This window comes from Hyphomicrobium sp. DMF-1 (assembly GCF_027886585.1).
GTDB lineage: Bacteria > Pseudomonadota > Alphaproteobacteria > Rhizobiales > Hyphomicrobiaceae > Hyphomicrobium_C > Hyphomicrobium_C zavarzinii.
On the sequence record NZ_CP115706.1, the window covers coordinates 1469176 to 1481827 of the forward strand.

The 12652-nt window shown below is 60.9% G+C and carries 9 protein-coding genes and 2 pseudogenes; 8 read left to right on the plus strand and 3 right to left on the minus strand.

What is annotated here, in order from left to right:
- The first annotated feature begins 196 nt into the window (after window positions 1–196).
- The 5 genes and pseudogenes from PE058_RS06590 to PE058_RS22070 form a co-directional block, all read left to right on the plus strand.
- Entirely contained in the window at window positions 197–1312 is a 1116-nt protein-coding gene (locus tag PE058_RS06590; protein ID WP_271030173.1) for a LysR family transcriptional regulator, read from the plus strand.
- Window positions 1313–1433: 121 nt separating this feature from the next.
- Entirely contained in the window at window positions 1434–3056 is a 1623-nt protein-coding gene (locus PE058_RS06595; RefSeq protein WP_020087590.1) for an APC family permease, read from the plus strand.
- A gap of 157 nt (window positions 3057–3213) precedes the next feature.
- On the plus strand, window positions 3214–3354 hold the full coding sequence (locus PE058_RS06600; protein ID WP_271030174.1) for a hypothetical protein: 141 nt from the start codon (window positions 3214–3216) through the stop codon (window positions 3352–3354).
- A gap of 421 nt (window positions 3355–3775) precedes the next feature.
- Window positions 3776–4837 (plus strand): annotated as a pseudogene (locus PE058_RS22065) (hypothetical protein); the annotation flags it as partial.
- A 288-nt stretch (window positions 4838–5125) separates the two neighbouring features.
- A pseudogene (locus PE058_RS22070) lies at window positions 5126–6670 on the plus strand (autotransporter family protein); the annotation flags it as partial.
- Window positions 6671–6751: 81 nt separating this feature from the next.
- Here the strand turns inward: PE058_RS22070 and PE058_RS06610 are convergent.
- Window positions 6752–7441, minus strand: coding sequence for a response regulator transcription factor (locus PE058_RS06610; RefSeq protein WP_271030176.1), 690 nt, complete (start codon window positions 7439–7441; stop codon window positions 6752–6754).
- On the minus strand, window positions 7431–8744 hold the full coding sequence (locus PE058_RS06615; protein ID WP_020087594.1) for a sensor histidine kinase: 1314 nt from the start codon (window positions 8742–8744) through the stop codon (window positions 7431–7433). Before PE058_RS06615 ends, PE058_RS06610 begins: the two co-directional genes overlap by 11 nt.
- A 197-nt stretch (window positions 8745–8941) precedes the next feature.
- Between PE058_RS06615 and PE058_RS06620 the strand changes: the two genes are divergently transcribed.
- The gene (locus tag PE058_RS06620) at window positions 8942–10054 is read left to right on the plus strand and encodes a GGDEF domain-containing protein (protein ID WP_020087595.1); all 1113 of its coding nucleotides are present in this window, start codon (window positions 8942–8944) and stop codon (window positions 10052–10054) included.
- Between the two features lie 35 nt (window positions 10055–10089).
- On the opposite strand, the gene PE058_RS06625 is transcribed toward PE058_RS06620, so the two are convergent.
- Window positions 10090–11121: a flagellar motor switch protein FliG gene (locus PE058_RS06625; protein WP_156827551.1), complete on the minus strand. Its 1032-nt coding sequence runs from the start codon at window positions 11119–11121 to the stop codon at window positions 10090–10092.
- Between the two features lie 354 nt (window positions 11122–11475).
- Between PE058_RS06625 and PE058_RS06630 the strand changes: the two genes are divergently transcribed.
- Window positions 11476–11817, plus strand: coding sequence for a carboxymuconolactone decarboxylase family protein (locus PE058_RS06630; protein WP_020087597.1), 342 nt, complete (start codon window positions 11476–11478; stop codon window positions 11815–11817).
- A gap of 318 nt (window positions 11818–12135) precedes the next feature.
- On the plus strand, window positions 12136–12591 hold the full coding sequence (locus PE058_RS06635; protein ID WP_271030177.1) for an SRPBCC family protein: 456 nt from the start codon (window positions 12136–12138) through the stop codon (window positions 12589–12591).
- Window positions 12592–12652: the final 61 nt, after the last annotated feature.

Here is a 12652-nt window from a genome sequence, read left to right on the forward strand (position 1 = left end):
GATCCGCCTTGTTACTGGTGAATGACGAGCAACATGATAGTCAGCGCAAATGCGCAAAAAACTCCCGAAAGATTCATGCTCATCATGAGCGCCGTCGATGATCCGCACCCGTGGCTTCCTGCGACGCATATAGATTGTTGCGTCGCCGTTGCTGCGCTCCTGCCTTGCTAGCGCGAAGCGGATATGCAGAAATTGAATGAGCGACACAGCCGCGCAGCGCGCATACCCCGGGGGGTCTATGAGGACAGGCCAGAAATTCTGCCTCGACTTGGACTGGAACCTTCTCAAAGTGTTTCACAGCATCGTCGAGGCGAAGGGCGTCACGTCTGCTGCGAACGTGCTCTGGCGAAAGCAATCCACCGTCAGTCTTGCGCTGCAGCGGCTTGAAAAGAGTCTCGGCAAGAAGCTGTGCCGCCGCGGTCCGGCCGGCTTCGAGCTTACTGACGAGGGGAGAATTCTCCACGAGCAGGTGAGCGAGATTTTCGCAAAGTTCAGCCAGATCCCCGAGAGCATACAGAACGCGTCGCACGAGCTGCGGGGAAGGCTCCGCCTCCGCACCATCAGCAATTTTGTGAGCGCCAAGTTCGACAGGCTGCTCGTTTCCTACAGCACACGGTGTCCGCTCGTGGAGCTGCAGATCGAGGTGGCGCCGTGGGAAACGATCTCACTCGCCGTGTTGCGAAACGAGGTGGATGTGGGGATTGCTCCCATCCAGATGAAATATCCGGAGCTTCAATACGAGTTCCTCACGCGTGAGGTTCATCTCGTTTACTGCGGAAAGCGTCATCCCCGCTTCGGCACCTTCGTCGATAGCGCGGACGAGCTTTGCGAGGAGCCGCTCATCCTGACCGGCGCGGACGAGCCTGAGAGCCTCACCTACTATCGTTTGCGCCATGGCCTCGGAAAGAGAGTGGCTGCCACCACCCCGAATTTAGAAGAAGCAAAGCGTCTCGCTATACTCGGTGTCGGCATTTGTCTTCTGCCTGCCCGTATGGCGGTCGGAGACGTGAAGAGCGGCGCGCTTTGGCCGCTCACCTCGAAAACGCGCGAGCGCGTCGGTTGCGACGTCTATGCAATAACGAACAGCCACGCACCGAAAAGACTGGTCACAGACCTTTTCATGGAGGAGCTTGTGAGGAAGCCAGTTCGCAACCGCTCGGCGAGCCCCGGACTCGCAGAGCCGGCGGTTGCGGACGACGATCGCGATTGCAGCGCAAAAGAACCCGCTGCAAAGACTGCATCCCCCTCTCTCTCGCCAATGCCCGCGAGCGACGAGCGACATCTGCATCAAATCGTTCAATGCAATAAATAGCTCGCCGGGTAGTTTTCTATCTCCGCTCTTGTGTTCTCCTTCACCCTGAGGTGCCGTCTCGTATTTCGAGGCGTCAAACCGAGTGGGGCTCAAGCAAGAGAAAATAGGGAGGAGCGGAGAGATGGCTGAAGCATCCATTGCATCAGCGGGTGACATACCTGTGCAATCGCACAAGATGCACCGCACACTAAATTGGACGCACGCGTTCTGGATTGCCTCTGGCACGCCCGTTCTGGTTCTTTTTTCGATTGGTGCGGTCGCCTCGGCTGCGGGCAACATCTCGGCGGGAGTATGGATCATCTCCATGCTCATCGGCTTCGTTCAGTGCTTTACCTACGCGGAGATATCCGGTCTTTTTCCGAGAAAGTCGGGTGGAGCGTCCGTCTATGGTGCGATCGCCTGGGTGCCCTATGGAAAGATGCTGGGGCCGATTTCGGTGTGGGCGAATTGGTTTTCTTGGTCGCCCGTCCTCGCCATCGGGTCCGGACTGGCCGCAGGATACGTCCTCAACCTGCTCTTTCCTCCTGATGCTCTCATCCGCACCTGGCAGATCACCCTCTTTGATTTGAGCTTCATAAAAGAAGGCGTCGTCGTTCGGCTCAACGCGACCTTCTTCCTTGGCCTGGCGCTGATGCTCGCGGTGTTTGCGATTCAGCATCGCGGCATCCTTAAAGCGGCCCGCGTTCAGATGATCATCGCGATTGCGGTGCTTTTGCCGCTGCTTCTCATCGGAATCGTGCCGTTGTTTACGGGCGATCTCCACTCGGAGAACTTCACCCCGTTCGTTCCCCTCATTCGCGACGCGGCCGGCAACCCTGCGAACGGCGCCTGGGACATGGTGGGAATGACAACCTTCATGGCGTGCCTCCTGCTGGCTGCCTGGTCCACCTATCCGTTCGAAACCGCCGTCTGCTACGTCAGCGAGTTCAAGAACCCCGGCTACGATACGGTACGTGCGTTGGTCTATTCGGGTCTTCTTTGCATCGCGTTCTACACGCTCGTCCCCGTGGCCTTTCAGGGCTATCTCGGACTGAACGGCCTGCTCGAGCCCGGAATCTACGACGGCACGGGCGTTGGCCAGGTCATGACGCAAATGGTGGGCGCGGGGCCGGTCCTTGGAAACATCATCATTGCGACGCTCACACTCTCCATCTGTCTCGTGGTGATGACGGCGATGGCCGGCTCCTCACGCACGCTGTTCCAAGGCTCCCATGACGGATGGCTCCCGAAGTATCTCTCGCGGGTGAACAGCCACGGTGCTCCGGTGGCGGCAATGTGGACCGATCTTGCGGTCAACGCCGTGCTGCTGTCGATCTCGGACTATGTGTTCCTGATCGTCCTTGCGAACACCACCTACATGATCTTCGTCTTCCTCAATCTGCAGGCCGGGTGGCTTCACCGGATCGACAGGCCCGATGCCGAACGGCCCTACCGGGCGTCGACGTGGCTGATTGCCGTGGGTGCTATCTGCGGCTTCCTGAACCTGCTGATCATGGGATGGGGTGCGGACTTCTGGGGACAGCGCGTTCTCCTCACCAGCCTTCTCATCGTAGCCGGCATCATCCCCATCTTCGCCTACCGCCACTACGTCACGGACCGCGGTAGCTTCCCTCCGTGGATGCAAGCGGACTTGGAGGAGAATGGAATGCCCATCCGGCGTCGCGCAGGTATCCTGCCCTACGTAACGCTCATCGCAGGCGCGCTGACGATCTACGTCGGCCACCTCTTGGCGACCTACCAGTAACAAACCGGCATTGAAGGCGGTCACACGCCTCACTCACTCCCCGTCCGTAGCAATGTGCACTGCGGATTTAACTGAACACTTCGACCTTCGGGTCGAAGTGTTCCCTTTCCCGCCGGATCGGCACGGCGCGTCAAAGGCAGAAGAGAGGAGATCTGCAATGCCCTCCCTCAAGCAAATCGTGGAGCGCATCCCTGAAGTCCTTCTGCGCGGGATGCTGGTCCGCGCTTGTGCGGTGGGGCCATTGTCGAAAGCGCAGCAGTCCAAATTGAAGGCACGCCTCGAGGCCAGCATCTTCTAGATCACGCGGCGCGATTTCCGCGAACCCAAGTCGCCTGTAGCCGACCTGCGTGTCCAGATCGCAACCCGGCCGCGACTACACCCGATTTTACTCAGTGATCGCACCTTCCGGATCCTGGACATCACCGTTGGCCTGGAGACGTCCTTTCCGCGAGCATCACCCCAGAAATGGGGACGTTGCTCAACTGGAAAGGAGGCTCGAGACGCCTCCAGCCTAGCCGTGCTGAAGGGCTCGGTGGGAGAATGTTGAGACGTTTACAAACCGAAATTTAATCATGATCCGCAAGGGTTGCCCTGACAGGGAAGGTTCGAGTCGGGGGGGCTCAGACTTTGTCGGACGCGCATCGGACCCGTGTAGTGGAGCCAGTTGGACGAGCGCTCTTTCCCGACAGACGTGAGCTTGCTGAGGGGAACGCCAGTTTATGAAACTTGGGGCAGAGGGCTGTACTAACCTCGTCAGCTACCGACGATCCTTGAAACTGACGGCGGCGGTTGTCGCTTTCGCTTTTACGGCTGCCGACACGCGGCCGGCGCGCGCGCAGTCCGTCACCGGCGCCGGCGTAACCCCCGGCGGCGTCGTGTCGTTACCGCATTGGGTGGTTGGCAGCGACCTTGAAGTCGGCAATTCGAATCCTGGTGGTGGCGTTCTCGACATCCAGGATGGCGGCACCGTCAGCAACGACACGGGGTTCATCGGCGTCGGCGCCTTGGATGAGGGGACTGTCACTGTTTCCGGCCAGGACGGCAGCGGCAATGCATCTACGTGGACCAACACTGGTGACCTCGTAGCCGGCCAGGATGGCATAGGCGTGCTCCGTATCGAAGACGGGGGCCATGTCAACAACAACGACGGCTATATCGGAGGTGGGGCTGGCAGCCACGGTTACGTCTACGTGGCAGGTCCCAACTCGATCTGGAACAACGCTGGCCAACTTCTGGTGGGAGATGGGGGCTCTGCATCGCTGACTATCGAGAACGGTGGTTTGGTGAACAGTGCATTGGCTTCGATTGGCAATGGCATTTCCGGTTCGGGCGCTGTTGTCGTCATGGGCCACGACGCCGCCGGCACTGCTTCGACCTGGAACGTTACCAACCAACTAATTATCGCCTACGATGGCACAAACAACACGCTCTCCATTCAGAACGGCGGGTTGGTGAGCAGTGGGCAAGGCCTCATCGGCTTCAGCGGCGGTAGCGAGGGCGCAGTCACCGTCACGGGACGCGACGTCAACGGCGCTGCCTCGACCTGGAATGCTCTCAACAACATCTATGTGGGGTTCTCGGGCGACGGCACGCTCAACGTCGAGGACGGCGCCTCGGTGAGCACGAGTGGTGCGGGCGGTGGCGCTGCATCCGTCTATATCGGCTTCGCCGCTGGCGGTACGGGCGCGATCACTCTTTCGAGCAGCAATGGGGATGTCTCGAGCTTGACGGCGACAGACCGCATCGAAGTCGGCCGCGGCGGCACGGGCACGATGACCATCGAGAAAGGCGGCTTCGCGAGGGCTGATTCCAATGTTCATATCGCTATTGATGCCACGGGCAACGGCACGCTCCATCTCAATGGCGACGCAACCGGACGCGGCGTGCTGGAGGCCGGCTCGGTGATACGGGGCCTCGGGGCCACTGCTGATCTCGACTTCAACGGCGGCATCCTGCGCGCAAATCGAAACGAAGCAAATTTCCTAGATGGCTTTGCAGCGCTAACAGTGGGCGCCGAAGGCGCATGGATTGATAGCAACACTTACGACATCGAAATCGGCACCGATTTTTCGGGTAGCTCGAGCTTCAACAAGCTGGGCCTCGGGCACCTGACCCTGAGCGGCGATAGCTCCGGTTTTGTCGGAGCAGCGACGGTGTCGGCAGGGACGTTGGCCGTGAACGGCGTGCTTGGCGGCACGATGGACGTGGAACCAGCCGGACGGCTCGTGGGGACGGGCCAGGTCGGCACCACGACCAATCGCGGAATCGTTGCGCCCGGCTACGGAAACGCCATGGGTACGCTCACCGTCCAGGGCAACTATTCCGCCACCGGAGGTCGCCTCGAAATCGAGACGGTTCTCGGGGACGACAGCTCGCAAACCAGCCGCCTCCTGGTCAACGGTGCAACCTCGGGCACGACCCAGGTCGATGTCATAAACCGAGGTGGCCTCGGTGGACAGACAGTGGAAGGGATCAGGATCGTCGAAGTGACCGGCGCGTCCAACGGTAGCTTCGTACTGGATGGCGATTACATCTTTCATGGCGAGCAGGCCGTTGTTGCCGGCGCATACGCCTATCGGCTCTATCAGGGAAGTGTCTCGGATCCCGCGGACGGAGACTGGTACCTGCGATCCGCATTGTTCGAGACGGATGATCCTGCTCCGCCGCCGCTCTATCAGTCCGGTGTGCCGATCTACGAATCCTACGCTGCCAATCTGCAGTCGCTCAACGCGTTGCCGACGCTGCAACAGCGTGTCGGCAACCAAAGCTGGGCGGACCGTGCCAATCCAGGAGCGAGGGGAATGTGGGGACGGACGGAGGGCATACGCACGCGCGCCAGCGCCGATGTTTCGACGACTGGCTCCGATCAGCACACCGACAGCTGGAAGACACAGCTGGGCGCGGATTGGGTGATGGCAGACACCGCCAAGGGCGAGCGGCTGGTCGCGGGCGTCACCGTCCACTACGGCGAGGCGAACAGCGGGGTTCGCTCGATTTTCGGTGACGGCGCGCTAAAGACAGAGGGCTACGGCGTCGGGGCAACGCTGACCTGGTACGGCGTCGAGGGCTTCTATGTCGATGGTCAGGCGCAGATCAGCTATTTCAACAGCGACGTCGCGTCCAACATCATCGGCATGCTCGCGGAGGACAATGACGGCGACGGCGAGGCTTTCAGCATCGAGGCCGGCAAGCGGATGCACATCGGGGGGAAGGTCAGCATCACCCCGCAGGTTCAAACCGCCTATTCCAATGTCCACTTTGATCGTTTCGTCGATCCATCCGGCGCCCGCGTGTCAACGGGCCGGGGCGACAGCCTGAAGACCCGATGGGGTGTCTCGCTCGATCATCAGAGCGTATGGGAGAACGGCCGCAGCCACATCTACGGGCTCGTCAATCTCAACTATGAATGGCTCGACGGCACGCGGGCCGTCGTCTCGGGAACGCCAATCGACCGGGCCGACGAGCGGCTCTGGGGTGAGGTCGGTCTGGGCGCGAGCGTAAACTGGGCCTCCGACCTCACTCTCTACAGTGAGGTTTCCGCCAATAGCCCCTTCAGTGATTTGGGCAACAGCTACGACCTCAAGGGCAGTGTCGGTCTCAACCTGCAATTCTGATCGCGGTTGGCGCAGATAAGCGCGGTGTCTATTGGTCAGCGGCTGCCTTCGGCAGATTTCCTCGAGCAGGGCGCGCTCACCTCAAGACTGAGGCGGGGCTCCGGTGAAAACGTATCCGGAGCCATACACGGCCTTGAAAGGCGGCGGATGACTGCTCACCGCCTCGATCTTGCGTCTCAAGCGCAGCACGACGGCGTCGAGGTTTCTGGGCTCGCCGCCCGGGCTCAGATCCGCGCGCTTCTGAGCGATGTGGGGGGCCGCCATGAGCAGCTTGAGGAAGGCCACTTCCGTAGCCGTCAGCGGCACGACGCTGCCGTCGGGCGTCAGGAGCTGCCAGAGCATGTCATCCAGATGCCAGGCCGTGGGCGGGGATGTAGCATTCGCCGACGGAGACGGCTGGAGCCTGCGCAACAAATTGCGGCAGCACGCTTCGATCTCGCGGAGCGACGTATCCTTGACGAGATAGATGTCCGCTCCGACGCCTCGCCCCGCCAGACGGTGAGCTTCGTCGCCGAAGGCCGTGAGCATGATGATGCCGACTGCCAGGTCGTAGCGCTGGCGCGCCGCGGCTGCTACGGCGAGGCCACTGCCGTCCGGCAATGCGAGATCGAGCAGAATGAGGTCCGGCTTCGAGCGCTCAAGCAGGGCAAGGCTGTCGCGGCAGGTGGCAGCCTGATCCACCCGGAAGCCCCGCGCGAGAAGATAGTCGACGAGATCGATCCGGAGGGCCGGTTCATCCTCGACCACCAGGACATGGCCGTCATGCTGCATGGGGTGTTCCAAGAACTGTGACCGTGACAATCGTTCCACCGCCTTCGCGCGGCACCAGCGCGACGTTTCCGCCATGGCGCGCGGCGAGCTTGCGGACGGTGTAGAGCCCGAGACCCATGCCCGCCGTTCCGTGTGTGTTGGAGGCGCGGAAGAACTTCTCGCCAAGCCGCACGCGTTCCTCCTCGGAGCCGAGGCCGACTCCGCGGTCCTTTACGATCATGTGGACTTGTCCTTCGTGGTCTCGCAGCGAAACGTCGACCAGGCTGTGAGGGGGGGAATACTTCAGTGCGTTGTCGGTGATGTTGGAGAAGATGACGCCCATCATCTTCCGGTCTCCGGTCATAGGGAGGTGCTTGGGAAGGTCAAGCACGAGGCGAGGTGAGTTCGCAAGCGATCTGATCTCTTGAGCGAGGTCGAAGCGCTCTATCCGCTCTTCCATCGCGTCCTGCCGGGCGTGGGCGAGAAACTCTCCGACGAGCACGCTCATTCGCGCTGCCGCAGAGCGGATCTGCGTCACGCGCCGTGCATCGGCCGGGCTCGCGGTCGCCTTTCCTTCTTCGAGGAGCTCGCTCGAGCGCGAGACAATCGCAAGCGGCGTGCGCAGCTCATGGCTCAGCATCAGAAGCTGGGCGCGCTCGTCCTCGATGCGTGCCAGCAGCTCCGTGCGCAGACGCACGCCCACCAGAATGGCGGTCAGCACCCCTTTGACGAGGAACGACAGGAGGTGGAGAAGCAAATAGACGCCCACGAACGGGTTGGGATCGAAAAGGCCTTTGGGAGAGACGAGCCAGACCACGCCCGAGCAGATCGCGCAGGTGCCCGCAAGGATAAACCACCACGCGACGACCACGCGACGCAAGGAGGGTGGCAGGCCGCGATCGTGCAGGAACATTAGCGCGCAGCGGGCGTAGCATATGGCTCCCATAACGGCCAAAACCGACATGCGCAGCGTGACATCCTCCGGCCGCAGCCAGAGCATGATGGGCCAGCCGATGCCGACAACGGCTAACGCGAACGCTTGAATGCGGCGCGGCGCAGGCTGGCTGAGGAAGCGCGCAAACCCCTCGAGAATGAGGACGACGCTGAGCGCGGCGAACAAATTTCCGAACCAGATGCCAATGAATGGAGTGAGCGCCGGTGTAGCAACCAACAGGAGCAGGCCGCTCCCTCTCGCTGCGAAGGCCATCGCCAGTGGAAACATGCCCGGCACCTGCCGCTGCGTGCGCCAAAGCAGCAGGCCGCACAGACAGAACAGGGCGTCCGAAAGGACCGAGACCAGGAAGATGGTTTTGGCATCAAGCATGCGCGTGGATGCTTAAGCGCTTCGTCCGTGGTGACAAGATGCTTTGGCGTCAGTTTTAGTCAGAATCCATCAGACAAAGTATAAATTGGCGGCATGTTTCCGGTTATACTTCGATAAGTTTTGCCTCCTATTGTATTTATTCGACTATTCTCGTGAGGCCAGAGCCGGAATCAGGTAGGGGCGGACGATATTCGTACATGCGCCTTGCCTTTTATGCTCCCATGATTTCGTTCCTTCATTCGTTGCCGGCCCGACATGGGATCGCGCTCGCTGCCGCCTTGATCGGCGGCGTCTCTCTGGCGGCACTCTCTGTGTTCTGGAGTTCCGATCTTGCGCACGTGTTTACTCTGCGCACGGTGTTGGAGCGCGGCGGCGCCGTGACCGAGACGCGCTACAATCCGATCGGAATTCTCGCCCTCTCCATGCTCGCCGTCGCCGGAGGCAGTGGCGTGGTGATGCTCGGCCGGCTCGTCATGCCGCTCGTTTCGCGGAAGCCGCGGATCGATGCCGATCGGGTTGCGTCCGTCAGCAAGACGCTGGGGCGCGAGCTTTCCAATGCGCTCGCCGTCATGCGCGGAGACATCGCAAGCCGGGAGGCTTACGCGCGGGCTCTCGCCGATGCGCAGGTGCGCCTGGGGCGGCTACCCGAGGCTGAGCAGGTTCGCGTCATCGTCAGCCTTCTCGTTGCAGAAAACCAGCGCATGCGGCGTGCCAGCTCGGACGACAAGAACAAGCTCGATGCCTGCGCGCGTGAAATCTCGTCTCTCGAAGCAAACCTTCGCGCGGCCGAGGAGGCGACGCTCAAGGATCCGCTGACAGGCATGGGCAACCGCCGGCTTTTCGACGAAGAGATAGAGAGGGCGGTTGGCGAGAGCAATGCGCGCAGGACGCCGCTGTCGTTGATCATGTGCGACATCGACCACTTCAAGCGCGTCAACGACACGTTCGGCCATTCCGTCGGCGACGAGATCATCAAGGCGCTTACACGCATCATCGCATCGAGCGTGCAGGAGACGGACAGTGTCGCGCGGTACGGCGGCGAGGAGTTCGTCATCATCCTCCCCGGTACGGACCAGCGGGCGGCGACCGCGATTGCTGAACGTATTCGACGCCAGTTCGGCGCCAAGCAGTTCTCGATCCGTAAAACCCACGAGAAGGTTGGTCGGGTCACCGCGTCATTCGGAGTGGTGGAGCACCGTCCGGGAGACGACGTGGAGATGTTTGTCCAAAGGGCCGACGCGAAGCTCTACGAAGCCAAGGCGCGCGGACGGGACCGCGTTGCCGATTATTCCGATCACAGCACGGCTTGACCTCAGCCCGCCGCGCCGAGACGACGGCGTCGCCGCTAGATGAGCTCTTCCTGTTGCTGCTCGCCGTCGTCGCTCTGCATTTCGATCGCGCCTCTCTCCAGCAACTGGAGAGCGACATCCGCAATGGCGCGCTGTGCCTTGTGAACTTCTTTCGGTTTCGGGGTCGCGCCGCCTTCCAGCTCGGCTTCGATGGCGCGTCTCGCGCGGCCGGGAATGGCTTCGAGGATCTTCGACAGCAACGGCTTGGGAATGCCGAACAGAGCCTTGATGATGACATCCGGCTGAATTGAATCGAAGACGGTCACCAGCGACAGCTCGGTGAGCCTGTCGAGATCATCGAAGGTGAAGAGCTGCTGCCTGATCAGATCCGCGTCCTTTTCGTTGTAAGCGCCGATGGCGGCCAGGCAATCGTCCATCAGCTTTCGGTCCATCTTGTTGATGACCTCGGCGAGACGCGTGTGCGGCGACAGATCGGAATCGCGGCGCCGGTTCAGAAGCACATCCTGCACAAACGAGATTTCGAGCAGAACCATCGGCCGCTCCAGCACGGGCCTCAAGCTCAACATGCGCCCGACGACGTCGTTCGCGAGCGGCTTGGGAAGGAGCGTGAGCAGGTTCGCTGAGGTCTGCGGCTCGGCCCGCGACAGAACGAGGGCGATGATCTGCGGATGCTCCTTCATCAGATACTGCCCGACCGCCGCATCGGGCATTTTGGCGAGTTGCTGCCAGACGGCGTTGGTGGACCTTGTTCCGGTCTGTGCCAAAAGAGCCTCGATCTGCTCTGGGCTCAGCACGCCTTCCAAAAGGGCCTGGATCTTTCTCGTGTTGGAGCCGAAGTCGACGCCGCTTTTGATGTCGCTGGCGAAGTCTTCGATCAGCTTGTCGAGCGTCTGGCGTGACACAGATCCCAGATCGTTCACGGCCTGCGCGACGATCTTCACTTCTTCTTCGTCAAAAAACTTGAGAACGCGTCCCGCCAGCTCCTTGTTGAGCGCAAGCAGAATTGCTGCCGCCTTGGAGGTTCCCGGCATCTGCTGGAGAGATTGGTCCTCGTCTGGTTGACGCAAGAGTCCGCTCCTGAATTGCGCAGATTATCTCGTCAGACCACGAATCGACGTCGCGTTGAATATTAGCGGCGCACTACCAAGTTGACCTATCCCTATTTGCAGGTCGGCCTCATCAACCTACCGGCCTAGACTTATTGCCCCCGGCGGCTGCACTTGTTTCGGTTTTTCGCGTGTGGAGCCCGATGGGTGAACGCTCAGCTGCCGAAATCTTTCAGCGCCGAAGGTACTTACCTGTTCAAGCCAGTCGTGGCGTCGCGTGCGGGAGGCGCGCGACGACAGCCAGCACGTGTACTTGACATGCCTACCATGTAGTAGGTAGACACCGGCCGGTAGCTCGGCAAAAAAGGAGTGCTCATGTCGCTGATGGATTGGAAAGGGTTCCGCCAAACCCTGTTGGGACGTATCGGAGAGCTCGGGAAGTTGTCGCCGGATTCGGTGGGCGGCTATCTCATGGCAAGCGGCGCTGGTGCGAAAACCGGTCATCTCGATGAAAAAACACGGCAGCTGATTTCTCTTGCCGTCGCGGTCACCACACGATGCGATGGATGCATCTCGGTGCATTCGCAGAAGGCCGTCGAAAGCGGCGCGACGAAAGAGGAGATCGCCGAGGCGCTCGGCGTCGCTATCGCGATGAACGCAGGTGCCGCGCTCGTCTATTCCGCCCGTGCCCTCGACGCTGTCGATTCCGTAGCCTAAAGGCGCGGACGGAAAGCGAAGGTCTCGACTTCAATTTTTTGGCTTTTCGCTCATTGCAGGAGATGGCTGAGCGGCACTGTATGCCGCTCAGCCGAAAGTTGCTCCCGTCCGGGGGGCATAATTTATTGATATTTATTGCAGTTGCTCTCTTCTGCCCGTTGGTTGCCGGGCTGGATGCGCGGTTTCGCATTGCCGCCGAAGATGAGAGATAGGCATCTCGATCGCGTGTCGGGTACCGGGTGTGTCGAACGTCTTGATCACAGGGAGCCGACTTCATGCCGGGCTGCCCGCTCGTCGACAAGATCCAGGGAGACACTCATGTCCAGCAAGCCGGAGACTACCGTTCGCCTGCACCGCGTTCTGGCGGCCAAGCCCGAAAAGGTCTACCGGGCTTTCCTCGATGCCGACGCGATGGCCAAGTGGCTGCCTCCCTACGGCTTCACCTGCAACGTGCATCATATGGATGCGAAGGTGGGCGGCACGTTCCAGATGTCTTTCAAAAACTTCACGACGGACAAGAGCCATTCGTTCGGCGGGGAGTATCTCGAACTCGTGCCCCGTGAGCTCATCCGATACACCGACCGCTTCGACGATCCGAACCTCCCTGGCCTCATGTCTGTGACCGTGAGGCTGAAAGCCGTTTCGGTCGGGACCGACATCAACATCGAGCAGTCGGGCATTCCCAGCGTCATTCCGCCGGAAGCCTGCTATCTCGGCTGGCAGCAATCGCTCATGCAGCTTGCGAAGCTCGTCGAGCCGGATATCCCGGAATAGGGCTCGTTCGCGATTGGGGCTTTCGTCTCGTGGGAGGCCATTGTAGCTCGGCTGTCGAGCG